Consider the following 26,070-nt stretch of genomic DNA (forward strand, 5'->3'; position numbering starts at 1 on the left):
TTGCTCGCGCAGTTCCCCGCCCCCCTAGGGGGCGCTTCTGGCGACGCAGGTTTCCAGGTGGTCGTCCACCAAGCCACACGCCTGCATCAGGGCGTATGCCGTCGTCGGGCCGACGAAGCGCAGGCCCTGCTTCTTCAACGCCTTGGACAGGGCCGTCGACTCGGGGGTGACGGGCGGGACGTCGGAGAGCGTCTTGGGGGCCGGGCGCGTCGCCGGGTCGGGGGCGTGGGACCAGATCAGCGCGTCCAGTTCGCCCGGGGACCAGTCGGCCAGCACGCGCGCGTTGGCGAGGGTCGCGTCGATCTTGGCGCGGTTGCGGATGATGCCGGCGTCGGCCAGGAGACGCTCGCGGTCCTCGTCGGTGAAGGCGGCCACCGAGGCGATCTTGAAGTCGGCGAAGGCGGCGCGGAAGCCGGGGCGGCGGCGCAGGATCGTGATCCAGGACAGGCCGGACTGGAAGGCCTCCAGGCTGAGGCGCTCGAAGAGCGCGTCGTCGCCGTGGACCGCGCGGCCCCACTCCTCGTCGTGGTACGCCACGTACTCCGGGGCGAACAGGGCCCAGGGGCAGCGCGGCGCGCCGTCCGGGCCGGCGACGGCGGCGCCGCTCACGGCCGGTCCTCCTGCCCCGGGGCGGGCTTGTCCATGGAGACGTGGTGCTCCCCGGGCGTGTGCATCGGGCCGTGCGCGGAGGCCGTCCGCGCGCCCGCCAGGGCCGATTCCAGGTCGGCGATGCGGGCGTCGCGTTCGGCGAGCTCGGCGCCCAGGCGGCTGAGCGCGTCGTCCACGTCCGCCATGCGGTAGCCGCGGGCGGCCAGCGGGAAGCGGAGGCTCTCCACGTCCGCGCGGTCGACCGGGCGGTCCGGGGGCAGCGGGTCCCGCAGCCGCTCGGGGGCGGCCTCGGGCAGCGGGCCGTTCTCGCCGCCGCCCACCACGGCGAGGGTCACCGCGGCGACCACGACGGCGAGCGCGACGACCAGGAACAGGAACATAACCATCGCGGGGCCCCCACGGTCGGATGGATCGGACTCTTCGGAGTCCTCCGAGTCGGATGTTGTCAGGCTCCGATCGTGCCATGCGAGTCTGACAGTTAGGGTCGCAGGCGGCGTAAGACGGGGACGTACCAGGAAAGGTCACAGCGGATGCTCAGGCTGGGCAGGCGGGAATTCGGGCCGCACGAGCCGGTGATCATGGCGATCGTGAACCGGACCCCGGACTCCTTCTACGACCAGGGCGCCACCTTCCGCGACGAGCCGGCCCTCGCGCGCGTGGAGCAGGCGGTGGCCGAGGGGGCCGCGATCATCGACGTCGGCGGGGTCAAGGCCGGGCCGGGCGAGGAGGTCACGGCCGCGGAGGAGGCCCGGCGGACGGTCGGGTTCGTGGCGGAGGTGCGGCGGCGGTTCCCGGACGTGATCATCAGCGTGGACACCTGGCGGGCCGAGGTCGGGGAGGCCGTGTGCGAGGCCGGGGCGGACCTGCTGAACGACGCGTGGGGCGGAGTCGATCCCCGGCTGGCGGAGGTGGCCGCGCGGTATCGGGTGGGGCTGGTGTGTACGCACGCGGGCGGTGCGGAGCCGCGGACCCGTCCGCATCGGGTGGAGTACGGCGATGTCATGGCCGACATTCTCGAGGTGACGGTCGGGCTGGCCGAGCGGGCCGTGTCGCTGGGGGTGCCGCGGGAGTCGATCATGATCGACCCTGGTCATGACTTCGGGAAGAACACGCGGCACAGTCTGGAGGCGACGCGGAGGCTGGACGAGATGGTCGCCACGGGGTGGCCGGTGCTGGTGTCGTTGTCCAACAAGGACTTCGTCGGGGAGACCTTGGACCGGCCCGTGAAGGAGCGGGTGGTCGGTACGTTGGCGACGACGGCCGTGTCCGCGTGGCTGGGGGCGCAGGTGTACCGGGTGCACGAGGTCGCCGAGACGCGGCAGGTGTTGGACATGGTCTCGGCGATCGCGGGGCATCGGGAGCCGTCCGTCGCCCGACGCGGGTTGGCCTAGCCGAAGTACCAGGGGGCTCCGCCCCCTGGACCCCCGGAGCTGTGCCCCTACCGCCCCGCCTCCTTCGACACCAGTGCCACCGCCTCGTCCACGTCGTCCGTCACGTGGAACAGGAGCAGGTCCTTCTCCGCCGCCTTGCCCTGGGCGATGACCGTCTCGCGGAGCCAGTCCACCAGGCCGCCCCAGTACTCCGTGCCGAAGAGGACGATGGGGAAGCGGGTGACCTTCTGGGTCTGGACGAGGGTGAGGGCCTCGAAGAGTTCGTCGAGGGTGCCGAGGCCGCCGGGCAGGACGACGAAGCCCTGGGCGTACTTGACGAACATCATCTTCCGCACGAAGAAGTAGCGGAAGTTCAGGCCGATGTCGACGTACGGGTTCAGTCCCTGCTCGAAGGGCAGCTCGATGCCCAGGCCGACCGAGATGCCGCTCGCCTCGACGGCGCCCTTGTTGGCCGCCTCCATCGCGCCCGGGCCGCCGCCCGTGATGACCGCGAAGCCCGCGTCCACCAGGCCCCGGCCGAGCCGGACGCCGGCCTCGTACTCGGGGGAGTCCGCCGGGGTCCGGGCCGAGCCGAACACGCTGATCGCCGGGGGGAGCTCCGCGAGCGTGCCGAAGCCCTCGATGAACTCCGACTGGATGCGCAGCACGCGCCAGGGGTCCGTGTGGACCCAGTCCGAGGGCCCGCCCGCGTCCAGCAGCCGCTGGTCGGTGGTGCTGGCCTGCACCTGACCCCGCCTGCGGAGGACCGGGCCCAGGCGCTGTTCCTCCGGCGGCTGCTTCTTCCCCTCGGGGTTGCCGGTCGCCATGTGCGCTCCCTCCGTCGTGCCTGTCGTTCCGCCTCAGCGTAGATCTACGCGGGTTACGAACGAGGGACGTGAGCATGTCCGCGATGAAGCGCCGTAAACACGATGGTGTCCCGGCCGGTCAGGCGGTCAGCCAGTTCCTCAGCCGCTCCTCGCCCGCGAGGATCTTCGCGACCTCCACGCGCTCGTCCCGCTTGTGCGCCAAGTGGGGGTTGCCCGGGCCGTAGTTGACCGCCGGGACGCCCAGGGCCGAGAAGCGGGAGACGTCCGTCCAGCCGTACTTCGGCATCGGGGTGCCGCCCACCGCCTCGATGAACGCCTTCGCCGCCGGATGGGACAGGCCCGGCATCGCCGCGCCGCTGTGGTCGACGACCTCGAACTCCTCGACGCCGCAGTCCGCGAAGACCTCACGGACGTGGGCCACGGCCTCCTCGGGCGTACGGTCGGGCGCGTAGCGGAAGTTGACGGTGACGACGCACTCGTCGGGGATCACGTTGCCGGCCACTCCCCCGGTGATGCCCACCGCGTTCAGGCCCTCGCGGTACTCCAGGCCGTCGATGACCGGCCAGCGCGGCTCGTAGGAGGCGAGGCGGGCGAGGATCGGGGCCGCCGCGTGGATCGCGTTGGAGCCCATCCAGCCGCGTGCCGAGTGGGCCCGCTCGCCCCTCGTCTTCAGCAGCACCCGCAGCGTGCCCTGGCAGCCGCCCTCGACCTGGCCGTCCGACGGTTCCAGCAGCACCGCGAAGTCGCCCTCCAGCCACTCGGGGTGCGCCTCGGAGACGTGCTTGAGGCCGTTCAGCTCCGCGGCGACCTCCTCGTTGTCGTAGAAGACGAAGGTCAGGTCGCGGTTGGGGGCCGGGACCGTGGCCGCGATGCGCAGCTGCACGGCGACGCCGGACTTCATGTCGCAGGTGCCGCAGCCCCACAGGACGCCGTCCTCGTCGAGCCGGGAGGGGACGTTGCCGGCGATCGGGACGGTGTCGATGTGGCCGGCCAGGATCACCCGCTCCGGACGGCCCAGGTTCGTCCGCGCCACGACGTTGTTGCCGAACCGCTCGACCGTCAGGTGGGGCAGCGCGCGCAGCGCGGTCTCGATCGCGTCCGCGAGCGGCTTCTCGGTGCCGCTCTCGGAGCGGAAGTCGACGAGCCGGGCGGTGAGCTCCGCGGCGTCCAGCGTGAGGTCAAGCGAGGTGTCGGCCATGCCGTCGACCCTAACGCGCCAGCCTCTGTGCGCACTGTCCCCACCCGGCACATGGCACTCCGTACTCTCCAGTACCTTGTACGGCGTGCCAGAGCCGTCCTCTCCTCCCAAGCGTCGCGGCCGCCTCTTCCGATGCGGGTCCGCGTTCGTGATCCTGCTCGCGATCGCCGGTTACCTCGTCGTCCAGTACGTCACCGGGGGCACAGGCGGGCCGGGCTGCACCGTCGTCTCCGGCAAGGGAGACGGGGCGTCGTACGAGTTCACGCCCGAGCAGGCCGTGAACGCGGCGACGATCACCGCCGTGGGCACCGCGCGCGGCCTGCCGGAGCGGGCCGTGACCATCGCCCTCGCGACCGCGCTCCAGGAGTCGAGCCTGCGCAACATCAGCCACGGCGACCGGGACTCCCTCGGCCTGTTCCAGCAGCGGCCCTCGCAGGGCTGGGGCACGCCGAAGGAGATCATGGACCCGACGTACGCGGCGGGCGAGTTCTACGACCATCTGGTCAAGGTGCCCGGCTACACGCGGCTGCCGCTCACGGTCGCCGCGCAGCGCGTGCAGCGCAGCGGTTTCCCGCAGGCCTACGCCAAGCACGAGCCGGACGCCGCGCTGCTCGCCGCGGCCCTCACCGGGCAGTCCGCGGCCACGCTGACCTGCGAGGGCCGCCCGGCCGCGACCCGGGCGACAGGCCCGGACGGGGTGCGGGCCGCGCTCGCGCGGGACTTCGGGCGCGATGTGCTGGAGCCGGCCGGTGCCCAGGTGGGCGCCTCCTCGGCGGCCACGCCGACGCCGTCCCCGAGCGCCACGGACGGGGACGGCGACCGGACCGTGACGCTGCCGGTGGCCGCCGACACGAGTGCGGCCGGCGGGCGGAGCCTGGAGCAGCGCGGCTGGCAGCTGGCGCACTGGGCCGTGGCCAACGCCTCCGAGCTGCACATCGCGCGGGTCACGTACGCGGGGCGGGAGTGGGTCGCCGGGAACACCGCCAGCGAGTGGCGGGACGCCCCGGTGAAGGGCACCGCGGGGGCGCAGCGGGGCGCGGACGCGGTCCGTATCGTCACGATGGGCTAGCTCGCGCAGGGGTGCGGGGGCTCACTCTTGAGGGTTACCCGAGGGACGCGCCGGGGGCGGCGGGCGCGGGTTTTCGCGCCCCTACCCGGCCATCCATGAGAACCCTTGGGAACAAAGGGCTGGAAGGATTCGGCGGGCTTTCCGGCGGAGGCCTCTTTGCCCGTTTTTATCCGCAGCCGATAATGCGACGCATTACCAACTCTTTACGTTGCGGCGCCGCAACCTTCGCGAGCTTCGAGCGGTAGTCACTGCGTCCGAGCCGGGGCGATCAACAGCCAGTCGATCAACTCCTGGACGCGGACGGACACTTCACGAACCTCACTGTTCTCTCCCGTCGAAGGAGCACCATGTCCCTCCCCCTGACCCGCCGGATCGCCCGTGCCGCGCTGATCGTCGCTGCGGGAGCGGCTGCCGGGGTCGGTGCGGCCGGCTCCGCCAGCGCGGCCCCCGAGCTGCCGGCCACCCCGAACCTCAGCGGGCTGACCGCCGTGGACGGGGCGAACGTCGGCAACACCGTCGACGGCGCGGCCCAGAACGTCACCAAGTCCGCGGGTGACACCGGCGGCAAGACCGTCAAGAAGGCCGTTCCGGCCGCGGGCAAGACCGGCGGCAAGGCCGTCAAGAAGACCACCCCCGTGGCGCAGAAGGCGGCCGGTGACGCGGCCGGTTCCGCCGGTCAGCTCGTCGGTGACGCGGCCGGTTCGGCCCAGGGCGGGCTGCCGACGGACTCCCTGACGAAGGGTGGCGTGCCGTCCGCCGACTCGCTGCCGGTGCAGGGCCTGCCGGTCGGCTGACCCGGGTCCGGACGACCGAAGGGGTCCAGGGAGCTTCCCTGGGCCCCTTCGGCATGCGCGGCACCGCGGCAGCTCGTCACAGGCGCCGTACGGCAGCCGCCACCCTCTCGTCCGTCGCCGTCAGCGCCACGCGGACGAACTCGGCGCCCGCGGGGCCGTAGAAGTCGCCCGGGGCCACGAGGATGCCGCGCTCCGCCAGGTGGGCGACCGTGTCCCAGCAGGACTCGCCCCGGGTGGCCCACAGGTAGAGGCTGGCCTCGCTGTGCTCGATGCGGAAGCCGTGGGCGAGCAGGGCCTCGCGCAGGAGCTCGCGGCGGGACGCGTAGCGCTCGCGCTGGACGCGCACGTGCTCGTCGTCGCCGAGGGCCGCGACCACCGCCGCCTGGGTCGGCGCGGACGTCATCATGCCGCCGTGCTTGCGGATCTCCAGGAGCGGGCCGAGCACCGCCGGGTCGCCGGCCAGGAAGGCCGCGCGGTAGCCGGCAAGGTTCGAGCGCTTGGAGAGGGAGTGCACGGACACGATGCCGTCGTACGAGCCGCCGTTGACGTCCGGGTGCAGCACCGAGACGGGGTCGGCCTCCCAGCCCAGCTCCAGGTAGCACTCGTCGGAGAAGAGCAGGATGCCGTGCTCGCGGGCCCACGCGACGATCCGGGTGAGTTCCGCCTTCGACAGGACCTTGCCCGTCGGGTTGGACGGGGAGTTCAGCCAGAGGAGCTTCAGGCCGGCCGGGTCCAGCTCGGTCGGGTCGTCGTAGGCCTCGTAGTCGGCGCGGGCCAGGCGGGCGCCGACCTCGTACGTCGGGTAGGCCAGGCGCGGGTAGGCCACCCGGTCGCCGGGGCCGAGGCCCAGCTGGGTCGGGAGCCAGGCGACGAGTTCCTTGGAGCCGACGATCGGCAGAACGTGGCGGTGGGTGACGTCCCGGGCGCCGAGGCGGCGCTCCACCCAGCCGGTGATCGCGTCGCGCAGCTCGGGCGTGCCCCAGACGGTCGGATAGCCCGGGGAGTCCGCCGCGGCGACCAGCGCCTTCTGGATCAGCTCGGGGACCGGGTCGACCGGGGTGCCGACGGACAGGTCGACGATGCCGTCCGGGTGGGCGGCGGCCGTGGCCTTGTACGGCGTCAGCTTGTCCCAGGGGAAGGTGGGGAGACGGTCGGAGACTGCGGACACGGGTGCTGGCTCACTTTCTGGTACGGACGAGCCGGGCTACGGCAAACGCCTCGGCCCCGTACGGCGATCAGCGGGCTGATCGGGCCGTACGGGACCGAGGCGGCGCTGCTGCGGGCCGCTCTTACTGGTTCTGCGGCGGCAGCGCGGCGATGAAGGGGTGGTCGCGCTCGATCAGCCCCAGCTTGCTGGCGCCGCCGGGCGAGCCGAGCTCGTCGAAGAACTCGACGTTCGCCTTGTAGTAGTCCTTCCACTCCTCCGGAGTGTCGTCCTCGTAGAAGATCGCCTCGACCGGGCAGACCGGCTCACAGGCACCACAGTCGACGCATTCGTCCGGGTGGATGTACAAGGACCTGGAGCCCTCGTAGATGCAGTCGACCGGGCACTCCTCGATGCACGCCTTGTCCTTGACGTCGACACAAGGCTGCGCGATGACGTAGGTCACGCTGTCGTTCCTCCTCGATAGGGCGCTGGCGGGCCTCCTCAGGCTCCGCCGCCTGGCGCGCGGGAGCGCGGCGTCGTCGATGCCCGCCCCTAGTATCTCCGTTCCTGGGCATGATCCGAACAGGAGGGGTGAACTGACCTGTGGAAATCTCTGCCGCCGGGCGACTCGAGGTCCGCATCACCGCTGCTGACGTGGGCAAACGGGTCTCCGTACGGACCATGATCGAACATGCGGCTCCGGGTGAGAAGTTCACTGACACGGTGGGTGTTCTCACATCATGGGACAAGGGTGTGCTGCTGATCACACGGAAGGACGGCGAGCGCGTCCGTATAGCGGAATCCGCGCTGGTCGCGGGCAAGGTGGTGCCCGCCGCCCCGGCGCGTCGCCGTGGCCCGGCCGCCTCCTACGACGAACTGGCCCGGGTCGCCGCGCGGGCCTGGCGGCCCGTGGAGAGCGAGCGGCTCGGGGACTGGGAGCTGCGGGCCGCGTCCGGGTTCACGCGACGGGCCAATTCGGTGCTGCCGCTGGGCGACCCGGGCCTGCCCCTGGATGAGGCGCTCGGCGTGGTCCGGCGGTGGTACCGCGAGCGCGGACTGCCCGCCTACGTGCAGACCGCGACCGGTGCCGAGGGCACGCAGGAGCTGCTCTGCGCCGAGCTGGAGGAGCGGGGCTGGGTGCCGGAGGTGACGGCCGAGCTGTGGGTCGGGGCGCTGGCGCCGGTGGCCGACCGGGGCGACCCGGCGGGGGTCGTGCTGTCCCGGGAGGCCGGCGAGGGGTGGCTGGCCCGGTATCAGCGCAAGGGCCTGAGCGAGGTGGCGCTGCGGGTGCTCGGGAGTGGGCCGTCGGTGTGGTTCGCGACCGTGCCCGGTGCCGTGGAGGGGGCGCCTCCGGCCGCCATCGGGCGGTGTGTCGTCGACGGGCGGTGGGCCGGGTTCGCCGCGGTCGAGGTCGATCCGGAGCTGCGACGGCAGGGGCTGGGGACGGCCGTGATGGCGGCGCTGGCCCGCCGGGCCCTCGACGAGGGCGCGTCGGCCGCGTGGCTCCAGGTGGAGGCCGAGAACGCGGAGGCGCGGGCGCTGTACGCCGGGATGGGCTTCGCCGCGCACCACGCCTACCACCACTACCGGGCGCCGGACGCCGGCGGCACCGGCCGGTAATCGATCGTCGTGAGAGGGCACCAGCCAGCTATGCGTCCCCCGTATCCACCGCCCCCGGAGCGTTCCGCCGAGCTGCGGCGGCGGTTCGCCGAAGAGGCCCGGTCCGAGCGGCCCGATCTGTCGGCGCTGTGCCTGCTGGTGGGCGCGGAGGCGGACGGGGCGCTGGACGAGGCGGGCATCGACGCCGCCCAGGTCGAGCTGGACCGGCTGGCCGGGCTGCTGCCGTACCGGCCCGGCGGGCCGCGGGAGTGGGCGGTCGCCCTGCGGGAGCTGCTCGGTGACCGGATGGGCTTTCACGGCACCCCGGCCGACTACCGGCGGCTGGAGTCCTCGCTGTTGCATGAGGTGCTGGTGCGGCGCAGGGGGTTGCCGATCCTGTTGTCCGTGGTGTGGATGGAGGTGGCCCGGCGGGCCGGGGCGCCGGTGTACGGCGTGGCGCTGCCGGGGCATTTCGTGGTCGGGTTCGGGCCCGAGGAGGGCCAGGTGCTGGCGGACCCGTTCGACGGGGGGCGGGTGCTGAGCGGGCCGGACGCGGAGTTGCTGGTGGCCGGGGCGACGGGGGCGCAGCTGGACGCGGCGATGCTGCGGCCGGCCGATCCGCTGGATGTGGTGCTGCGGATCCTGAACAACGTGCGGGCGTGGGCGGCGGCCCGGCCCGAGCGGTCGGACGTGGCGTTGTGGGCGGTCGAGCTGTCGTTGCTGCTGCCGTCGCATCCGGCTCGGTTGCGGTACGAGCGGGCGCGGCTGCTGGTGCAGCGGGGGGATTTCCTGGGTGGGGCCTTGGAGCTGGAGGCCTACGCGGAGGTGGTGGAGGTCGTGGATGAGGCTGCGGCCGAGCGGGTGCGGGGGGAGGCTTTGGCGGCCCGGGCGATGTTGAACTGAGCGTTCTCGCCGTGGGGCTTCGTGTTCTCCGGCGCTGCGGGTTCGTCGTGGTTGTTCGCGCCCACGCGGCGGAGCCGCATATCGGCACAGCCCCGCGCCCCCAAAAGAGCCTCTACAACCAGCCCTTGTCTCGTGCCACCCGGACCGCCTCCGCTCGGTTGCGCACCGCAAGTTTCTGGATCGCCGTGGAGAGGTAGTTCCGGACCGTGCCCTGGGAGAGGTGCAGGGTGGTGGCCAGTTCGGCGTTGGTGGAGCCGTCGGCCGCTGCGCGGAGGACCTCGCGCTCGCGGTCCGTCAGAGGGTTCGCGCCCTCCGCCAGGGCCGCCGCCGCGAGCGTCGGGTCGATGACGCGTTCGCCGGTCAGGACCTTGCGGATCGCCTCGGCCAGCTGGGCGGCGGGGGCGTCCTTGACCAGGAAGGCGTCGGCGCCGGACTCCATGGCGCTGCGGAGGTGGCCGGGGCGGCCGAAGGTGGTGAGGATGACCAGCTTCACGGCCGGGAGTTCCGCGTGCAGGCGGGCCGCGGCCTCGATGCCCGTCGCGCCGGGCATCTCGATGTCCAGGAGGGCCACGTCGACGGCGTGTGCGCGGGCCGCCGGCAGGACCTCGTCGCCGCGGGCCACCTGGGCGACGACCTCGATGTCCTCATCCAGGCCGAGCAGGGCGGCCAGGGCCTCGCGGACCATCGACTGGTCCTCGGCCAGCAGGACCCTGATCGTGCGGCTCATGCCGGGGATCCTACGTCCGCCGCACCGGCCGCGGGCACGCGGGCGACCAGGCGGAAACCGCCCTTGAGCGGGCCCGCCTCCAGGGTGCCGCCCGCCTTGGCGAGGCGTTCGGTGAGGCCCGTGAGGCCGTTGCCGTGGCCGCGGCCCGGGCCGCCCGAGCCGTTGTCCTCGACGGTGAGTTCCAGCAGCGGGCCGTCGAGGGTCCGGCGGTGCAGCAGCTCGACCGTGCAGCGGCGGGCGCCGCTGTGCCGTACGACGTTGGTGACCGCCTCGCGCAGCGCCCAGGCGAGGGCGGTCTCGCTCTCCTCGGGGACGTCCGCGAGGTCGGGGTCGGCGGGCAGTTCGGGCAGGACGCCGGCCGCGGCCAGGGCGACCCGGGCACCGGCGAGTTCGGCGCTCAGGCGGGGTCGGCGGTAGCCGGTGACGGCCTCGCGCACGTCGACGAGGGCCTGGCGGCTGACCTGCTCGATGTCGGCGATCTGCCGGGCCGCCTCGTCGGGGTGGGCGGGCAGCATCCGGCCGGCCAGCTCGCTCTTGAGCGTGATCAGGGAGAGCGAGTGGCCGAGCAGGTCGTGCAGGTCCCTGGCCAGCCGCAGGCGCTCCTCGTTGGCGGCGAGCTGGGCGACGGTGGCGCGGGCCTCGCGCAGCGCGACGGTCGTCCGGACGAGTTCGCGTACGCCGGTCATCGCGAAGCCGCCGAGCAGCGCCGGGACGAGGAGGCCGGCCAGGTACGCGTGGCCGTCCCGGGCCGCGAGCCCGACGGCGGTCAGCAGCGCGCACGCGGCCGGGATGGTCCAGCGGGCCAGGCGCAGGGGCAGGGCCGCCCCGGACGCGATCGAGACGTAGACGAACAGCACCAGCCACTCGCGGCCCAGGGTGAGCGCGAGCAGCGTGGACTGGGCGGCGAGCACCCCGAGCGAGCCGAGCACCAGGGCGTTGCGCTCGCCGCGGCCGGTGCGGAAGAGCAGCACCATGTACCAGGTGACGAACGCGGCCAGGCCGATCCAGCCGAGGACGCGGACGCCCGTGCCGTGCCCGCCGTGCAGCAGGTCGCTCACGGGCGCGCTCAGGTAGACCAGCCAGACGCCGGTCCACAGCGACTTCACGATCCGCTGCCTGCGGTTCACCGGGCGCTGCCCGATGCCGACCCCGACGCCGCTCACGCCTTCAAGGTGTCCTTCCGGTACAGCCAAGCCGCGCCGCCCGCGAACAGGGCGAAGGACACCACGAGGACGGCGACGTCCTGGACGTGCGGGGCGCGGCTCTGTTCGATGGCCTGCCCCAGGGCAGCGTACGCGTGCGTGGGCAGCCACTTCGCGATGTCCTGGAGCCAGGCCGGGAAGGTCGTCGTGGGCATCCACAGGCCGCCCAGCAGCGACAGGCCGAAGTAGGTGATCATGGTGATCGGGCGGACGGCGTCCCCACTGGCCAGGTAGCCGATGGCGACGCCGAGCGCGGCGAAGACGAGGCTGCCGGCCCAGATCGCGCCGGTCAGGGCGAGCCACTGCCAGGCGTCCAGGCGTACGTCCTTCACGGCCGCCGCGATCACGAAGACGATGACGAGGGACGGCAGGCTGACGACGGCCGCGCTCGCGGTCTTGGCGAGGACGTAGCCGCGGCCCGGCAGCGTGGTCAGGCGCAGCTGCCGTACCCAGCCGCCCTCGCGCTCCTTGGCGATGCGCTCGCTGTTGCCCATGAGGACGGCCGTGAGAGCGCCGAAGGAGGCCATGGAGACCATCATGTAGGTCGGGAGGGTCAGGCCGGTGCCGGGGACCTGCGCGGTGCTGTCGGCGTTGCCGGCGATGATCAGGAACAGGACCGACGGGTAGATCACCGAGAAGAACAGGAACTTGCGGTTGCGCAGGGCGCGGGTGAGTTCCAGCTTGATCAGGCTGTTCACCTGGACTTCGCCTCCTCGGCGGTGGTGAGGGCGACGAAGGCCTGCTCCAGGCCGAGCCCGGCGACTTCCAGATTGCGGGGGTAGACGCCGAGGCCGTACAGGGCGTGGACGGTGGCGTCGGCGTCGGAGGACCGGATGCGGACGGTCCGGCCGGAGACGTCGAGCGCGGTCAGGAAGGGCAGGGCACGCAGGGCGGGTCGGTCGATGGCGCCCTCCAGATCGAAGGAGATGCGGCGGGCGCCCGCCCTGGCCTTGATCTCGGCGGCCGTGCCGTCGGCGAGGAGCCGGCCGCGGTGCAGGACGAGGACCCGGTCGGCGGCGGCGTCGGCCTCTTCGAGGTAGTGGGTGGCGAAGAGGACGGTCCGGCCCTGGCCGGCCTGCTCGCGCATGGTGGCCCAGAAGGCCTGGCGGGTGGTGACGTCCATGCCGGTGGTGGGCTCGTCCAGGACGATGAGGTCGCTCTCACCTGCGGTGGCCAGGGCGAAGCGGACGCGCTGCGCCTGGCCGCCGGAGAGCTTGTCGACCCTGCGGTCGGCGAGCTGCGCAATGCCCGCGCGGGCCAGGACCTCGGACGGCCGGTACGGCTTCGGGTGCAGGGCGCAGGCGAGCCGCACGAGTTCGGCGACCGTCACCCCGTCCATCAGCCCGCCGCTCTGCAGCATGGCGCCCACGCGCCCGGCCACGATGGCCTCCCGGGGGCCGGTGCCGAAGAGGCGGACCGTGCCGCTGTCTGGCTTCTTCAGGCCGAGGAGCAGGTCGAGGGCGGTCGACTTGCCGGCGCCGTTGGGGCCCAGCAGCGCCACGGTCTCCCCCGGGCGCAGGGCCAGGGTCAGTGCGTCCACGGCCCGGACGGCGTCGTATGCCTTGCTCACCTGGTCGAAGGCGACCACCGAGGCTGTCGTTGTCATACGGCCATGGTGGCTTCGGGGCGGTCGGCGAGGGCAGTGTCGGGCGTCCGGAGTGCCGGATGACAGATGTCATGTCTCCCGGGTGACGACGACGGACAGCCCCTGCCCGGTGCGGGCAGGGGCTGTGGGGCCGGCCGGACGGTGCGAGGTCAGTTCGGCTTGGTGTCGATGACGCCGACGCGCTCCGCCGGTGTCTTGCCGCGCAGGGCCTTGCGCAGCGCGGCGACGACGTCCTGCGGCGTGACGTCGCGCTTGCCGCTCGCGCCCTCGATCTGCACGCCCTCGAAGGTCGTGCCGTACGCCTCCTGGAGCGCCTTGAGGTCGTACGTCTCCACGAGCTTGCCGTCCACGGCCTTGAAGCCGAGGATCTTCGGCAGGGACAGCTTGCCGAACTGGATGCGGTGGGCCGCGTCGGTCTCGACGGTGACCAGGTCGGACATCGCGGGCTGCGCGAACTCCTTCAGGACCCGGTCGACCTCGGCGTTCGAGACGGTCGGCTGCCTGGTGGTGGTCGGGAGCGTCACCGTGGTGGCCGTACCGGTCTCCACCTGGGTGCGGTACGCCTTCTCGACAGCCGTCGTCGACTTGGCGAGGTCGATGCCCTTGCCCGCCTTGCCGTAGACGGCGACGGCCTTCCCCGGCTGGAACTTGATCGTACCCTCGGTGACCGAACCGGAGCCGCCGGCCGCGCTCTCCAGGGCGGCGTGCAGCTTCTCCTCGTCGACGGGCATGTCCGGGGCGACGACGCGGTGGTTGCCGAACAGCGAGCCGATCACGGAGACCGGGTTGTAGTCGCTCTTGGCCGCCGCGTCGGCCGTGGCGTCCATGTCGAACTGCAGGCCCGCGTTGTCCGGGTCCAGGGCGACGGTCCTGCCGCCCACGGACAGCTTCAGCTCCTTGCCGACGCGGTCGTCGAAGGCCTCGTCGAGCTTCTTGACCGCGCCGTCGCGGGTGGTGCCGCCGATGTCGACGCCGAGCACGGTGGTGCCCTTGGGCACGTCGGTGCGGTTCATCAGCAAACCGGCCCCGTAGAGGCCGCCGGCGGCGACGACCACGGCCGCGGCGAGCAGCACGAGCTTGTTGCGGCCCTTCTTCTTGGGCGCCTTGGCGGAGCTCGCCGGGGGCGGCGAGACCGGCTCGGGCAGCTTCGGGGCCGTGTGCGGGACCGGGCCGTCGCCGGGCGCGCCCGGGCCGAACGGCGAGGCCGCGCCGGGCGGTACGACGGGGATGCCGCTGGTGACAGTGTGTCCGGAGACGTTGTCGTGGCGGGGGGCGTAGCCCTGGCCGTCCGGGGGCTCGGGGGCCGGCTTCTGCGGGGTGAGGATGGCGGTGTCGTCGCTCATGCCGCCGGAGCCGGAGCCTGCGGCGCCTTGGCCGGTGGGGGTGCCGACCCCGGGGCCGGCGGGGCCGCCAGGGGCTCCCGCACCGGCGGGGCCGCCGGGTGTGCCCGGGCCACCAGGGGCGCCGGGGGCGCCTATGGCGCCGGGGCCTGCGGGCGCGCCGGGTCCTCCCGGTCGGCCGGGGTCGTTGAAGGCGCCGGGGGCGCCGGGGCCGCCGGGCCTGCCAGGGACACCGGGCGCGCCGGGGACACCGGGCGTGCCGGGGACACCGGTCTCGTCGAAGGCGCCGGGGCCGCCGGGGCCACCCGGTTCACCGAAGCCGCCGGGCCCCCCGGGCCCGCTGTAGGAACCCGGGCCGCCGGGACCGCCGGGACCGCCCGGCTCGTTGAAACCGCCAGGCCCGCCGGGACCGCCCGGCTCGTTGTAACCGCCCGGCCCGCTCCGCTCATTGAAGCCGCCCGCCGCTCCGGGGCCACCGGCCGGGGGCACCATCGGGCCGTCCCCGGTGACCGGGCCGCCGGTCGGGCCGGCCGGCCCCTGGGTGCCGGGACCGCCGGGCACGCCGTTCTCGGCGAAGTTGTGGGAGGCGTTCGGACCGCCGTAGCCGTTCTGCCCGTTCTGCCCGTTCTGGCTGCCGCCGTTCTCCGAGAAGTACGGCAGCTCGTCGCGGCGCGGCTCGTCGCCACCGCCCGGGGCGGGACGCGAACCGTTGCCGAGCGGGCCCGCCGCCAGTGCCTCGGTGACGTCGAAGGAGCCGGTGCCGCCGCCGTGCCCGGGCGCGACGGGCCCGCCGGTCGCGCCGCCCGGGAGCCCCGCGCCGTTCGTGCCGCCGGACCGGGAGCCGCCCGGCGCGCCCATGGAGCCGACCACGCCGCCGGGCCGCCCGGCACCCGGCCGCGCCCCACCGGCCGCGGCCGGCCCGGACGCGCCGGGGCCGCCCGAACCGGGGCCGCCCGTACCGGAACCGCCGGCCGCCGGAGCGGAACCGCCCGGCAGACCGGCCCCGTTGGTGGAGCCGCCGCCCTGACCGCCCGGGCCCGTGCCGGACTTGCGGGGCGCGAACCAGTCGCTGGTCGGCTTGTCCTCGGCGGAAGGCTCGCCCGTGCCCGCACCCCGGGGCGTCGCGGCGCTCGGCGCCGAAGACGTCTCACCGTGCGTGTCGGTGTCGGCGGGGCTCTCCGCCTCCGTGACGGGCTTGCGCACGACGACCGGCGGAATGGGCCGCGACCCGGGGATGTTGATCCGGATCCGGGTCGTCAGCGTGGTCTCGGTCTTGCGTTCCTCCGGCCGCGTGGCCGAACGGCCCGCGCCCGTACCGCCGTCGGAGACCGTCGGGGTCCCGTACGGCGGCGTACCCGACGGGTAGGCGGCTCCGCCGCGCCCGTTGGGCCCGGAGGACGGAGTGTCAGTTTCACGACTCAAGGCAGGTTCTCCCGGTTGGCTCCGCCGCCCGACACAACCTCACGCGGGCAGCTCGGCGGCGCGCACCACCATACTGGCCACTTCTCACCCGTATCCCAGGACCGCTGGGGAAACTCACACCGGACCCCCACGGGCGCGTCCTGGCGAAGTGGTACGTCACTTGCCAAGTCGGACGGGATCGCCGTCAGGTTGCCGCCCCGGGGCAATGGTGGCGCACATCACAGCCACGCCGATGCCCCCGAGCAGGAAGACGTAGGAGCCGCCCCCCGCGGCGAAGAGGAAGTCGCCCTCCGGGCGGCTGGCGGTGAGCAGGATGACGGCGAGCATCCAGCCGGCGGCGGCCGCGACGGCCCCGGCCCGGCCGCGCGTGACACGGGCGGCGCCGAGGACGAGCCCGGCCTCACCGGCCAGGGCGAGGATCAGCCCGCCCGGGAACCACCCGGGCTGCACGAGCGCCCCGGCCGCCCCGACCACGGCCCCGAGCAGGAAGAACGCGAAGCAGGCGGCGGCCCGTCCGGCGGAGGGCGGCCGCATCGGCTGGGCGAGCATGGAGCTCCGGTCGCTCATGAGGTCTCCTCGATCCCGGCGAACAGGTCCGTCTCCCGCGCGCCGGGGCCCCGCTCGCCGCGCACCAGCTCGTAGTACTCGGTCGTGAGGATCGGCTGGGCGAGTTCGTTGGACAGCACGAAGTACGGCTCGGCCACGGTGATCTGGGTGGCGTGGGCGCGCATCGCGGCGGCCTTGGCGGCTGCGTGCGCGGTGCCGTCGACCACCGCGGTGATCCGCTCCTCGGGCACGACACCGGGCACGTCGTCGACCTCGGCGGCCTTGCTGAAGGGGGTGCCGGGCAGGTCCTCGCGGAGCCGGGCGAAGGACTCCTCCACAACGGGCCGGGGGACCCGGTTCCAGTAGACCTTGGGGATCGTCCAGCCGGTCTTGGCGGACAGCTCGGCGGCGCGCATGGCGACGCGGTGGGCCTGGATGTGGTCGGGGTGGCCGTAGCCGCCGTGGTCGTCGTAGGTGACGAGGACCTGGGGGCGTACCTCGCGGATCACCTCGGCGAGGTGGGCGGCGGCCTCGTCGACGTCGGCCTGCCAGAAGCAGGCGGGGTCGTCGTTGTCGGGCAGGCCCATCATCCCGGAGTCGCTGTAGCGTCCGGCGCCGCCGAGGAGACGGAAGTCCTGGACGCCGAGCTCGGCCATGGCGGCGGCGAGCTCGCGGCGGCGGTGCTGCCCCAGGGCGGCGCCGGTCAGGTGCGCGAGCTCGGGCGGGATGACCTCGCCGCGCTCGCCGAGGGTGCAGGTGACCAGGGTGACGTGGGCACCCTCGGCCGCGTACCTGGCCATGGTCGCGCCGTTGTTGATCGACTCGTCGTCCGGGTGCGCGTGCACCAGCAGCAGACGCCGGGAGGGCAGATCCGTCATGGATCCCACCCTACGAGGCGCCGGACCGCTGTTCGTCGCGCCCCGGCCCGTCACCCCTGGAGAGGGTCGTCCGAACGAAGGTGGCCGAAACCGGTTCTCCCGTTTCCGGATCGAGTCCCTCAGGACTCGATCTCTTCCGCATCGTCGTCCTGGTAGCGCGGCAGGCCGCTCGTCGGAATGGTCCACTCCCCGATGGTGACGTCTTCGCCGTAGACGAAATCCTTGCGGGTGGCGTAGCGGGGCCCGTCCGGGGTCCGATGGATATCGGTGAGGACGGCACCGGTGCCAGTACGAGGGTCGAAGATCGCGTAGACCGGGATGCCTAGCAGCGGGTAGTCGCGCATCTTGCCCACCCAGTCGTTGCGCGGGTTGGAGCGGGAGACGACCTCGATGGCGGCGATGAGCGTACGGGCGTCGAAGGACCCTTCTACGTCCATGTCCTCTTCGGCGATCACCATGATGTCGGGGCGGCGCATGACGCCCTCGGGTTCGTTCTCCACATCGGGCTCACCCGTATGTGCCACGAGCTCTTCCGGCATCACCTTCTCCAGGCGCTTCCGGAGTCGCAGTGTGGTCAGCTCATGCCGACCGCTGGGCGACATCATGTCGTGGACGATCCCTTCCTTGGTGATCTCGAACTTGCCCGGCAGGGTGTCGTCCGAGGACTGAACAAAGTCACGCATGGCCCGGTACAGGTGGGAGGCGCCCTGACGCGCGTCGTCGGGTGCGATGGTCATGGCGCTCGCTCCTCGTCGTCTGTGCCCAGGGGCAAGGGTCGTCACGTTCATGCTAGGCGGCCTCCTGGAGGTCGGAGCGGCAGTCGCGGCAGCGGGCTGTGGGGTCGGGCGAGCGGAAGCCGCGGTCGCAGCCGTCGCAGTTCCGCATCGGGTGCCGTACGGCCGGCGGCGGGGCGGCGGCCGGTGCGCGGAACGGAGCCTGGGGCGGGAGCTGGGCGGCGAGACGGTGGGCCAGGAAGGCGGCGGGCCGTCGTACGCCCTCGGGCGGCAGGTCGGCGGTCAGGGCGCGGCGTACAGCGGTGGGGGCGACGTCCCTCTCCAGCCAGGCGGCGACGCCGGGGGCCAGGTGGGCCGTGTCGCAGGCGGAGAGAAGCAGCCGGGGGTCGTGGCGGTGGAGGTCCGCGAGGAGGTCGGTGGCGGCTTGGAGGAGAGCGGGGGCGGGGTAGGCGGGGCGCGGTACGTCCGGGAGGGGCTTGCGGGGTGGTCGTTCCCCGCTCGCCGCCCGCGTGGGATGCGTCCTGCTTTCCTCGCACGCCTCCCGTTGCTGTGGCGGCGCCTGCTCTGACGCCGCCGCGGTTCGGGCCTCCGAGTGGTCGTGGGCCTCGGGACGGTGGCGGGCCGCCGCCGGCTGGTTGCAGGAGATGGTGCGGGTGACGATGCGGCCGGTGGGCGTGCGGTGGCGTTCACGGCGCAGGTAGCCGTGGGCCTCCAGCTCGCGTAGGGCGGCGGCGATCCGGGTGGCTCCCTCCAGGAACCGGGCGGCGAGGGTCTTGATGTCGACGCGGGCGCCCTTGGGCAGCGACTGGATGTGGCAGGCCAGGCCGATCGCGAGGAGAGAAAGCTCCGGGTGCTGGGTGAGGTGGTTGCCGATCACCGTGAAGCGGGTGGTGTGGCGGGTGTTGTCGTGAGTGAGGCCGCCGCCGGCATGAGGCCGCCGGTTCGGGTGCTTGTTGCCCGCAACGCGGGCCTGGGCGTGCGGGGGCACGCTAGGGTTCTGCGTATCCATCAGGAAGGTCCTGTCTTCCTCGGTGGTCAGGCCCTCGCACTGGGATTGCAGTCCCGGCGGGGGCCGTTTCATGTCTGCGGTTGTGGTGGTGCGTTGCGCTGAGCGTCGGGCCTCGATGGCCGCGAAAGCCAGCCGGTTTCGGGATGTTCACCCGCCCGAGTGAGCGCGACCACGGGCGGGAGGGGTGGGGCTTGGCAGGGTTCTTTCTCCCGAAGTTCTCTGTCTTTCAGTCGCCGACGGCACCGGAGCGCGCGGATGCGGGTTCCGGTGCCCTGAAGCCGAGTTCGGCCCAGACGGTTTTGCGCGGGAACCGCCCTTCGGTCACTCCCCAGCGGTCGGCCAGCGCCTCGACGAGCAGCAGACCCCGGCCCGACTCGGCCACGGCATCGGGCGCTCGAAGCGCGGGGAGCCGGTCGCCGCGCGTGTCGGTGACCTCAATGCGGATCGTGGCGCCGACCACGTACGGGCCGAGGCGGAGCAGACGGACGAGCCGGGCTGGGAGGTGGACCCGGACGACGAATGGGCACTCGCGGTGGTCGCCACGGTGGGACGGCAGTTGAGGCTCCGTCGGGAAGCGGCCGGGATGCGGGTCGGCGAGTTCGCAGTGGCGGTCAGGTACGGCGAGGATCTCGTCTACAAGGTTGAGGGTGGCAAGCGGATCCCCCGGTCGGACTATCTGGACACGGCGGACGAGGTCTTGGGTGCCGGGGGTCTTGTCGCGGCGATGAAAGAGGACGTGAAGAAGGTCCGGTACCCGAAGAAGGTGCGGGACCTGGCGCAGATGGAGGCGCGGGCGGTGGAGCTTCAGCTCTACGATCCCGTGAACACCCACGGGCTCCTGCAGACGTCGGAATACGCACAAGCGCTGTTCCGGATGCGGCGGCCTCGATACGCCGAAGAGGAGGTCGAACGGGGCGTAGCTGCTCGCATGGCCCGTAAGGCGGTCTTCGCCCGCAACTCGGCGCCCGAACTCAGCTTCATCCAGGACGAGTGGACGCTCCGGCGACGCCTCGGGGGGGGGGACGAAGGTGGTGCGTCAGCAGCTCGAACATCTGCTTGTGGTCGGACAGTTGCCGAACGTTGAAATCCAGGTCATGCCGATGGACCGCGAAGAGCACGCCGGGGTGGACGGTGGGATCGAGGTGCTGAAGTTCGACGACGGAACGGCCGTGGGCCGCTCGCCAGGAGTCGCCAACGGCCGACCGGTTACCGATCCCAGGCAACTCCGCTCTCACGCCGCGTGAGTCGACTGCCTTCATCGAGCAACTGCTGGGGGAGACATGATCCGCAAGACCTCGTCCAGGGCCGACTCGGACCTGGCGTGGTTCAAGAGCAGCTACAGCAGCGGCGCGGAGACTGACTCCTGCCTCGAGGTCGCCACCGAACCCGGCACCGTCCACGTCCGTGACTCCAAGGACGTCGAGGGTCCCCGGCTGGCCTTCGCCCCCGGCGCGTGGGCCGACTTCGTGCCGTACGCGGTCGGGGGCTGACCGGCGACTCCTACTCGACCTCCGGTACGTCCACTTCGCCGCTCAGGGAGCGGGCGATGGCCGTGAACTCGTTCAGGGCGGACGGGAGGTCGCGGACGATCTCCTCGGCGATCACCTCGGGCGGCAGACCGCTGTCCACGCTCTCGTAGTCCACGCGCCGTCCCCTCGTCCCTCGTTCGTGCCCGGCCCGCCAAGCTTACGGAACCCGACTTGGGGCAGGCGGGCATCGCGACGGACGAGGCATGGACTCCAGCCGGGGCCCGGACCTTCCCTCGGCCCCCGCCGGCATGCGCGCGGTCAGAACTTGATGCTGCCGATCATGCCCGCGATGTTGGTCGTCAGCTCGTTGATCGTGGGAGCGACGGTCGAGGAGGCGAGGTAGAAGCCGAGCAGCATGCAGACGATCGCATGCCCGGCCTTCAGTCCTGACTTCTTGATGAGCAGGAAGACGATGATCGCCAGCAGCACCACCGCCGAAATCGAGAGTGCCACGGCGGCTCACCTCCAAAGATCCACAGGGGCGCGGGGGGGGTCGGACTATGGGGGCATCAAATCCGTACAGCAGCCAGCAGGTTCATACCCACTATGCGACATTGATCATAACTATCCGTCCGTGCGCATCGATCGGCGCACGGCCGCACAAGGGGGCGCATGGCCAATATGGTCAGGGCATGACGACCGAGGCTGACTCCTTCCCCCGACGGCACGCCCGCACCCAGCGCTTCACGCTCGGCGCGCCGCGTTCGTTCACCGTGGCGCCCGACGGTTCACGGGTCGTGTTCCTGCGCTCCGGTTCCGGCACGGACCGGGCGAGTGCGCTGTGGGTCCTCGACACGGAGGAGGGCGGGGAGCGCGTGGCGGCCGACCCGCGCGCCCTGCTGGGCGGCGCCTCGGAGGACCTCTCGCCGGAGGAGCGGGCCCGGCGGGAACGCAGTCGCGAGGGCGGGGCCGGCATCGTCGGGTACGCCACCGACACGGCCGTCGAGTTGGCCTCTTTCGCCTTGTCAGGGCGGCTCTTCGCGGCCGAGCTGCGGGCCGGGACGGCGCGTGAACTGCGCACGCCCGGGCCGGTGATCGACCCACGCCCGTCGCCCGACGGGCGGCATGTCGCCTACGTCGCCCGGGGCGCCCTGCGCGTGGTGGGCGCCGAGGGTGAGGACGACCGGGCGCTCGCCGAGCCGGAGTCGGAGAATGTCTCATATGGACTGGCCGAGTTCATCGCGGCCGAGGAGATGGGGCGCTCGCGCGGTTTCTGGTGGGCTCCGGAGTCGGACCGGCTGCTCGTGGCGCGCGTGGACGACACGCCGGTGGAGCGGTGGTGGATCTCGGACCCGGCGCATCCGGAACGGGAGCCGCAGCGGGTGGCGTATCCGGCGGCGGGCACCGGCAACGCGGAGGTGCGGCTGTTCGTGATCGGTCTGGAGGGGTCGCGCACGGAGGTGGCCTGGGACCGGGCGCGGTATCCGTATCTGGCGCGTGTGCACTGGTCAGGGGCGGGTGCGCCGCTGCTGCTCGTACAGGCGCGGGACCAGCGGAGCCAGCTGATCCTGGCCGTGGATCCCGACTCGGGCGCGACGCGGATGGTGCACGCCGACGAAGATCCAACATGGCTTGATCTTTTCCCCGGGGTGCCGTGCTGGAGCCCGTCCGGGCAGTTGGTCCGGATCGCGGACGAGGGCGGTGCGCGGGTGCTGGCGGTCGGGGAACGGCCGCTCACGGGAGCGCAGTTGCATGTCCGGGCCGTGCTGGACGTCTCCGACGACGACGTGCTGGTCTCGGCGTCGGCCGGCGAGGAGGCGGCCGAGGCGGAGACGGGCCAGGTGCATGTGTACCGGGTGAACGAGCTGGGCGTGGAGCGGGTGTCGCAGGAGCCGGGTGTGCACGCGGCGGTGCGGGCCGGGGGCGTGACGGTCCTGGTCTCGGCGACGCTCGACCGGCCGGGTGCGCGGGTGCGGGTGCTGCGCGACGGAAAACCGACCATGACTGTCCGCTCGTATGCCGAAGATCCTGGTATGTCCCCCCGCGTGACGCTCACCGAGGGGGGCGCACGCCGCATCCCGTGCGCCGTGCTTATGCCTCGGGACTACGCCGGTGACACCCCCCTGCCGGTGCTCATGGACCCCTATGGCGGCCCGCACGGCCAGCGGGTGGTCGCGGCCCACAACCCGCATCTCACCTCGCAGTGGTTCGCGGACCAGGGCTTCGCGGTGGTCGTCGCGGACGGCCGGGGCACGCCGGGCCGCTCCCCCGCGTGGGAGAAGGCGGTCCGCCACGACTTCACGGTGTCGCTGGACGACCAGGTGGAGGCGCTGGAGGACCTCGCGAAGCGCTACCCCCTGGACCTGTCCCGGGTGGCGATCCGCGGCTGGTCCTACGGCGGCTGGCTGGCGGGCCTCGCGGTGCTGCGCCGCCCGGACGTCTTCCACGCGGGCATCGCGGGCGCGCCGGTGACGGACTGGCGCCTCTACGACACGCACTACACGGAGCGCTACCTGGGCACGCCGGCCGAGCACCCGGAGTCGTACGCGAAGAGCTCCCTGGTCACCGCGGACGGCCTGTCCGCCCCCGCGGAGCCGCACCGGCCGCTGATGATCGTGCACGGCCTCGCCGACGACAACGTGGTCGTCGCCCACGCCCTGCGCCTGTCCTCGGCCCTCCTGGCCGCCGGCCGTCCGCACGAGGTGCTGCCGCTGTCCGGCGTCACCCACATCACCCCGCAGGAGCAGGTCGCGGAGAACCTGCTGCTGCTCCAGGTCGACTTCCTGAAGCGGTCCCTGGGGATCACCGGCGGCTGAGCATGGCAACGGGCCGGGGCGACATGGCGCGCCCCGGCCCGTTTACGGCACCCGCACGGCCGTACGCTGTTCAGCCTGACGCGTCCGTATATCGGGATCGGGTCGGCGAAGTTGCTTGCGTGTTAACGCAGTTCGCGGGGGTTTGCGGGCACTTCGGCAGCTACCAGCTCGACCTCGAACCCGTCCGTGTCGGCGAGGTACGCGGCGTAGTGCCCGGGGCCTCCCGCGTGCGGGTAGCGGTCGGGGAAGAGGGGCTCCCAGCCGTGCGCCGGGGCGTCGCGAGCCAGCCCGTCGACGTCGGCCGGCGTCCCGGCGTGGAACGCGAGGTGGTTGAGACCCGGCCTCATGCGATCGTGCTCGCCGCCTCGCAGAGCCGGGGACCGCTCGACGACGAGGTACGTCGGACCGAGCCGCCAGCTGCGGCCGTGCTCCCACTCCTGGTACGGCTCGTAGCCGAGGCGGCCGAGGAGCCAGCCCCATGCGCGGGTCGCCCGGGGAAGGTCGGGAACCCAGAGTTCGATGTGATGCAGCAATCCAGATCCTCGAACGCCGGTTCCCGGCGCCTTCGACGAGAAGGGCCGGGAACCGGGAGCGGTGGGTCAGGCCGCGTGGACCACGTCCTTCTCCTCGGCGAAGTGGCACGCCGACTCGTGGGCCGCCGGGGTGTCCGAGCCCTGGAACCGCTCCGGGATGGCCAGGAGGGGGACCTGCTGGGCGCACTTGTCCTGGGCCTTCCAGCAGCGGGTGCGGAAGCGGCAGCCCGAGGGCGGGTTGGCCGGGGACGGGACGTCGCCGGTGAGGATGATCCGCTCGCGCCCCTCGCGGGACTCCGGGTCGGGGACCGGGACGGCCGACAGCAGCGCCTGGGTGTAGGGGTGCGTCGGGTGGTCGTAGATCTCCGTGTCCGTGCCGATCTCGGCCATCTTGCCCAGGTACATCACGCCCACCCGGTCCGAGATGTGCCGGACGATCGACAGGTCGTGCGCGATGAAGAGATACGAGAGGTTGAACTCGTTCTGCAGCTTCTCCATCAGGTTGATGACCTGCGCCTGCACCGACACGTCCAGCGCGGAGACCGGCTCGTCGCAGATGATGATCTCGGGGTTGAGCGCGAGGCCGCGGGCGATGCCGATGCGCTGGCGCTGACCGCCCGAGAACTGGTGCGGGTAGCGGTGGATGTACTCCGGGTTGAGGCCGACCACGTCCAGCAGGTCCTGGACCTTGCGGCGGCGGTCGCCCTTCGGGGCCACCTCGGGGTGGATTTCGAATGTCTCCCCGATGATGTCGCCCACCGTCATACGGGGGTTGAGCGAGGTGTACGGGTCCTGGAACACCATCTGGATGTTCCGGCGGACCGCCTTCAGCGCACGCCCGGACAGCTTGGTGATGTCCTGGCCCTTGTAGAAGATCTCGCCCGCGGTCGCCTTCTCCAGCATCATCAGCAGCTTGGCGACGGTGGACTTGCCGCAGCCTGACTCGCCCACGATGCCGAGCGTCTCGCCCTGGTAGAGGTCGAAGGAGACCCCGTCCACGGCCTTGACCGCGCCGATCTGACGCTTGAACAGGACGCCCTGGGTCAGCGGGAAGTGCTTGACCAGGTTGCGCACCTGGAGGATCGGCTCCCCGCGCTCGACCGGCGCCTCGATGGCGGCCACGGCCTCCTCGTCGGTGGCGGCGTCGACCGTCTCCACCTCGGTGACGTTGGGGGTGGCGTCCATGGACTCGTCCGTCTTCTCCAGCTCAGCCATGGATCGTCTCCTTCCAGAAGTGGCACGCGCTGCCGCGGCCGACCAGCTCGCCGCCGTCCCGCTCGGTGACCGGGTGCAGCGGCGGGACGTCCGTACGGCAGATGTCCTGCGCCATGGGACAGCGCGGGTTGAAGGCGCAGCCGGACGGGATCCGCGTCAGGTTGGGCGGCAGGCCCTTGATCGCGTAGAGGTCCTGGCCCTTCTGGTCCAGGCGCGGGATCGACTCGAGCAGACCCTTGGTGTAGGGGTGCGCGGGCCGCTTGTACAGCTCGTGCACCGGGGCGGTCTCCACGATCCGGCCCGCGTACATCACCGCGATCTTGTCCGCGACGTCGGCGACCACGCCGAGGTCGTGGGTGATCAGGATCAGGCCCATGTTGTACTCGCGCTGGAGTTCCGCGAGCAGGTCCATGACCTGGGCCTGGACCGTCACGTCGAGGGCCGTGGTGGGCTCGTCGGCGATGATCAGGTCCGGCTCCAGGGCCAGCGCCATGGCGATCATGATGCGCTGGCGCATACCGCCGGAGAACTGGTGCGGGTAGTCGCCGACGCGCTCCCTGGCGGCCGGGATCTTCACGCGGTCCATCAGCTCGATGGCCTTGGCCTTGGCGTCCTTCTTGCTCAGGCCCTGGTGGACGCGGAACATCTCGCCGAGCTGGTAGCCGACGGACAGCACCGGGTTCAGCGCGGAGAGCGCGTCCTGGAAGATCATCGCGATCTTGCTGCCGCGGATCTTGCGCCGGGCGTCGTTGGACATGGTGAGCATGTCCTCCCCCCGGTACAGGATCTGGCCCTGGGGGATCCGCCCGGGCGGCATGTCGAGGATGCCCATGATCGCCTGCGCGGTCACGGACTTGCCGGAGCCGGACTCGCCGAGCACGGCGAGGGTCTCGCCGGAGCGCACGGTGTAGTTGACGCCGTTGACGGCCTTGGCGACGCCGTCACGGGTGTGGAACTCGACGTGCAGATCGCGCACTTCGAGCAGGGGAACGTCACCCCCGGCCGCACCGCGCGGCTCGGGGACGTTCCGGGTCTCTTCGATGGTGGTCACGTACGC

Annotated in this window: 30 protein-coding genes; 9 read left to right on the forward strand and 21 right to left on the reverse strand. The window is 72.4% G+C overall.

Going from position 1 to position 26,070, the window contains the following annotated elements; all coding sequences use genetic code 11:
* Nucleotides 1-24: 24 nt before the first annotated feature.
* Together IE255_RS08065 and IE255_RS08070 are read right to left on the reverse strand one after the other, a co-directional pair.
* A complete protein-coding gene (locus tag IE255_RS08065; protein ID WP_190049488.1) occupies nt 25-609 on the reverse strand; it encodes a DNA-3-methyladenine glycosylase I in 585 nt (194 codons plus the stop codon).
* Nucleotides 606-995 (reverse strand): DivIVA domain-containing protein, encoded by a 390-nt coding sequence (locus tag IE255_RS08070; RefSeq protein WP_190049489.1) that lies wholly within the window; start codon nt 993-995, stop codon nt 606-608. The genes IE255_RS08065 and IE255_RS08070 overlap by 4 nt, the downstream gene beginning before the upstream one ends.
* A 144-nt stretch (nt 996-1,139) precedes the next feature.
* Here IE255_RS08070 and folP point away from each other — a divergent pair, with 144 nt between their 5' ends.
* Entirely contained in the window at nt 1,140-2,000 is an 861-nt protein-coding gene (gene folP / locus IE255_RS08075) for a dihydropteroate synthase (RefSeq protein WP_190049490.1), read from the forward strand.
* 47 nt (nt 2,001-2,047) lie between these two features.
* Here folP and IE255_RS08080 read toward each other — a convergent pair whose 3' ends face one another.
* Both IE255_RS08080 and dapE read right to left on the reverse strand, forming a co-directional pair.
* On the reverse strand, nt 2,048-2,806 hold the full coding sequence (locus tag IE255_RS08080) for an LOG family protein (RefSeq protein WP_190049491.1): 759 nt from the start codon (nt 2,804-2,806) through the stop codon (nt 2,048-2,050).
* Between the two features lie 118 nt (nt 2,807-2,924).
* Nucleotides 2,925-4,004 (reverse strand): succinyl-diaminopimelate desuccinylase, encoded by a 1,080-nt coding sequence (dapE, locus tag IE255_RS08085; RefSeq protein WP_190049492.1) that lies wholly within the window; start codon nt 4,002-4,004, stop codon nt 2,925-2,927.
* An 85-nt stretch (nt 4,005-4,089) separates the two neighbouring features.
* Here dapE and IE255_RS08090 point away from each other — a divergent pair, with 85 nt between their 5' ends.
* Both IE255_RS08090 and IE255_RS08095 read left to right on the forward strand, forming a co-directional pair.
* On the forward strand, nt 4,090-5,073 hold the full coding sequence (locus IE255_RS08090; RefSeq protein WP_190049493.1) for a heavy metal transporter: 984 nt from the start codon (nt 4,090-4,092) through the stop codon (nt 5,071-5,073).
* Nucleotides 5,074-5,420: 347 nt separating this feature from the next.
* Nucleotides 5,421-5,867: an ATP-binding protein gene (locus IE255_RS08095; protein WP_190049494.1), complete on the forward strand. Its 447-nt coding sequence runs from the start codon at nt 5,421-5,423 to the stop codon at nt 5,865-5,867.
* A 76-nt stretch (nt 5,868-5,943) separates the two neighbouring features.
* Here IE255_RS08095 and IE255_RS08100 read toward each other — a convergent pair whose 3' ends face one another.
* Nucleotides 5,944-7,035: a bifunctional succinyldiaminopimelate transaminase/glutamate-prephenate aminotransferase gene (locus tag IE255_RS08100; RefSeq protein ID WP_190049495.1), complete on the reverse strand. Its 1,092-nt coding sequence runs from the start codon at nt 7,033-7,035 to the stop codon at nt 5,944-5,946.
* 121 nt (nt 7,036-7,156) lie between these two features.
* Complete coding sequence (gene fdxA, locus IE255_RS08105; protein ID WP_018089397.1) at nt 7,157-7,477, reverse strand: ferredoxin; 321 nt, start codon at nt 7,475-7,477, stop codon at nt 7,157-7,159.
* Nucleotides 7,478-7,617: 140 nt separating this feature from the next.
* Between fdxA and IE255_RS08110 the strand changes: the two genes are divergently transcribed.
* Both IE255_RS08110 and IE255_RS08115 read left to right on the forward strand, forming a co-directional pair.
* A complete protein-coding gene (locus IE255_RS08110; protein WP_190049496.1) occupies nt 7,618-8,634 on the forward strand; it encodes a GNAT family N-acetyltransferase in 1,017 nt (338 codons plus the stop codon).
* A gap of 30 nt (nt 8,635-8,664) precedes the next feature.
* Nucleotides 8,665-9,516: a transglutaminase family protein gene (locus IE255_RS08115; protein ID WP_190049497.1), complete on the forward strand. Its 852-nt coding sequence runs from the start codon at nt 8,665-8,667 to the stop codon at nt 9,514-9,516.
* Nucleotides 9,517-9,628: 112 nt separating this feature from the next.
* Here the strand turns inward: IE255_RS08115 and IE255_RS08120 are convergent, their stop codons facing one another.
* The 10 genes from IE255_RS08120 to IE255_RS40315 form a co-directional block, all read right to left on the reverse strand.
* Nucleotides 9,629-10,243 (reverse strand): response regulator transcription factor, encoded by a 615-nt coding sequence (locus IE255_RS08120; RefSeq protein WP_190049498.1) that lies wholly within the window; start codon nt 10,241-10,243, stop codon nt 9,629-9,631.
* Nucleotides 10,240-11,406 (reverse strand): sensor histidine kinase, encoded by a 1,167-nt coding sequence (locus IE255_RS08125; RefSeq protein WP_190049499.1) that lies wholly within the window; start codon nt 11,404-11,406, stop codon nt 10,240-10,242. The genes IE255_RS08120 and IE255_RS08125 overlap by 4 nt, the downstream gene beginning before the upstream one ends.
* Nucleotides 11,403-12,143, reverse strand: coding sequence for an ABC transporter permease (locus IE255_RS08130; protein WP_190049500.1), 741 nt, complete (start codon nt 12,141-12,143; stop codon nt 11,403-11,405). Before IE255_RS08130 ends, IE255_RS08125 begins: the two co-directional genes overlap by 4 nt.
* On the reverse strand, nt 12,140-13,051 hold the full coding sequence (locus tag IE255_RS08135; protein ID WP_190049501.1) for an ABC transporter ATP-binding protein: 912 nt from the start codon (nt 13,049-13,051) through the stop codon (nt 12,140-12,142). The genes IE255_RS08130 and IE255_RS08135 overlap by 4 nt, the downstream gene beginning before the upstream one ends.
* A gap of 149 nt (nt 13,052-13,200) precedes the next feature.
* Nucleotides 13,201-15,813 carry a hypothetical protein gene (locus IE255_RS08140; protein ID WP_190049502.1) on the reverse strand — a complete coding sequence of 871 codons (2,613 nt, stop codon included), beginning with the start codon at nt 15,811-15,813 and terminating at the stop codon, nt 13,201-13,203.
* 156 nt (nt 15,814-15,969) lie between these two features.
* The gene (locus IE255_RS08145; RefSeq protein WP_190049503.1) at nt 15,970-16,380 is read right to left on the reverse strand and encodes a DUF6113 family protein; all 411 of its coding nucleotides are present in this window, start codon (nt 16,378-16,380) and stop codon (nt 15,970-15,972) included.
* Nucleotides 16,377-17,237: an N-acetyl-1-D-myo-inositol-2-amino-2-deoxy-alpha-D-glucopyranoside deacetylase gene (gene mshB / locus IE255_RS08150; protein ID WP_190049504.1), complete on the reverse strand. Its 861-nt coding sequence runs from the start codon at nt 17,235-17,237 to the stop codon at nt 16,377-16,379. Before mshB ends, IE255_RS08145 begins: the two co-directional genes overlap by 4 nt.
* A 119-nt stretch (nt 17,238-17,356) precedes the next feature.
* The gene (locus tag IE255_RS08155; RefSeq protein ID WP_190049505.1) at nt 17,357-17,974 is read right to left on the reverse strand and encodes a Uma2 family endonuclease; all 618 of its coding nucleotides are present in this window, start codon (nt 17,972-17,974) and stop codon (nt 17,357-17,359) included.
* Between the two features lie 52 nt (nt 17,975-18,026).
* Nucleotides 18,027-18,980 carry a helix-turn-helix domain-containing protein gene (locus IE255_RS08160; RefSeq protein WP_190049506.1) on the reverse strand — a complete coding sequence of 318 codons (954 nt, stop codon included), beginning with the start codon at nt 18,978-18,980 and terminating at the stop codon, nt 18,027-18,029.
* 226 nt (nt 18,981-19,206) lie between these two features.
* On the reverse strand, nt 19,207-19,608 hold the full coding sequence (locus tag IE255_RS40315) for an ATP-binding protein (protein WP_372487523.1): 402 nt from the start codon (nt 19,606-19,608) through the stop codon (nt 19,207-19,209).
* On the opposite strand from IE255_RS40315, the gene IE255_RS40320 reads away from it, so the two are divergent.
* The 3 genes from IE255_RS40320 to IE255_RS08170 are packed head-to-tail and all read left to right on the forward strand — an operon-like array spanning nt 19,564 to nt 20,470.
* Entirely contained in the window at nt 19,564-20,064 is a 501-nt protein-coding gene (locus IE255_RS40320; RefSeq protein ID WP_373309574.1) for a Scr1 family TA system antitoxin-like transcriptional regulator, read from the forward strand. The two genes, IE255_RS40315 and IE255_RS40320, sit on opposite strands and share 45 nt — an antisense overlap.
* Nucleotides 20,039-20,224: a Scr1 family TA system antitoxin-like transcriptional regulator gene (locus IE255_RS40325; RefSeq protein ID WP_373309566.1), complete on the forward strand. Its 186-nt coding sequence runs from the start codon at nt 20,039-20,041 to the stop codon at nt 20,222-20,224. Before IE255_RS40320 ends, IE255_RS40325 begins: the two co-directional genes overlap by 26 nt.
* Before the next feature lie 36 nt (nt 20,225-20,260).
* A complete protein-coding gene (locus IE255_RS08170; protein WP_190049507.1) occupies nt 20,261-20,470 on the forward strand; it encodes a DUF397 domain-containing protein in 210 nt (69 codons plus the stop codon).
* 10 nt (nt 20,471-20,480) lie between these two features.
* Here IE255_RS08170 and IE255_RS08175 read toward each other — a convergent pair whose 3' ends face one another.
* Nucleotides 20,481-20,624 carry a hypothetical protein gene (locus IE255_RS08175; protein ID WP_190050125.1) on the reverse strand — a complete coding sequence of 48 codons (144 nt, stop codon included), beginning with the start codon at nt 20,622-20,624 and terminating at the stop codon, nt 20,481-20,483.
* 143 nt (nt 20,625-20,767) lie between these two features.
* Nucleotides 20,768-20,962, reverse strand: coding sequence for a hypothetical protein (locus IE255_RS08180; RefSeq protein WP_030842840.1), 195 nt, complete (start codon nt 20,960-20,962; stop codon nt 20,768-20,770).
* Between the two features lie 179 nt (nt 20,963-21,141).
* Between IE255_RS08180 and IE255_RS08185 the strand changes: the two genes are divergently transcribed.
* Nucleotides 21,142-23,265 (forward strand): S9 family peptidase, encoded by a 2,124-nt coding sequence (locus IE255_RS08185; RefSeq protein ID WP_190049508.1) that lies wholly within the window; start codon nt 21,142-21,144, stop codon nt 23,263-23,265.
* 122 nt (nt 23,266-23,387) lie between these two features.
* Here IE255_RS08185 and IE255_RS08190 read toward each other — a convergent pair whose 3' ends face one another.
* The 3 genes from IE255_RS08190 to IE255_RS08200 all read right to left on the reverse strand — a co-directional run bounded on the left by IE255_RS08190 (nt 23,388) and on the right by IE255_RS08200 (nt 26,064).
* Nucleotides 23,388-23,798 (reverse strand): VOC family protein, encoded by a 411-nt coding sequence (locus IE255_RS08190; RefSeq protein ID WP_190049509.1) that lies wholly within the window; start codon nt 23,796-23,798, stop codon nt 23,388-23,390.
* A 66-nt stretch (nt 23,799-23,864) separates the two neighbouring features.
* The gene (locus IE255_RS08195; protein ID WP_190049510.1) at nt 23,865-25,013 is read right to left on the reverse strand and encodes an ABC transporter ATP-binding protein; all 1,149 of its coding nucleotides are present in this window, start codon (nt 25,011-25,013) and stop codon (nt 23,865-23,867) included.
* Nucleotides 25,006-26,064 carry an ABC transporter ATP-binding protein gene (locus IE255_RS08200; RefSeq protein WP_190049511.1) on the reverse strand — a complete coding sequence of 353 codons (1,059 nt, stop codon included), beginning with the start codon at nt 26,062-26,064 and terminating at the stop codon, nt 25,006-25,008. Before IE255_RS08200 ends, IE255_RS08195 begins: the two co-directional genes overlap by 8 nt.
* Nucleotides 26,065-26,070 lie beyond the last annotated feature (6 nt).

Source organism: Streptomyces lomondensis (genome assembly GCF_014651035.1).
GTDB classification, from domain to species: domain Bacteria; phylum Actinomycetota; class Actinomycetes; order Streptomycetales; family Streptomycetaceae; genus Streptomyces; species Streptomyces lomondensis.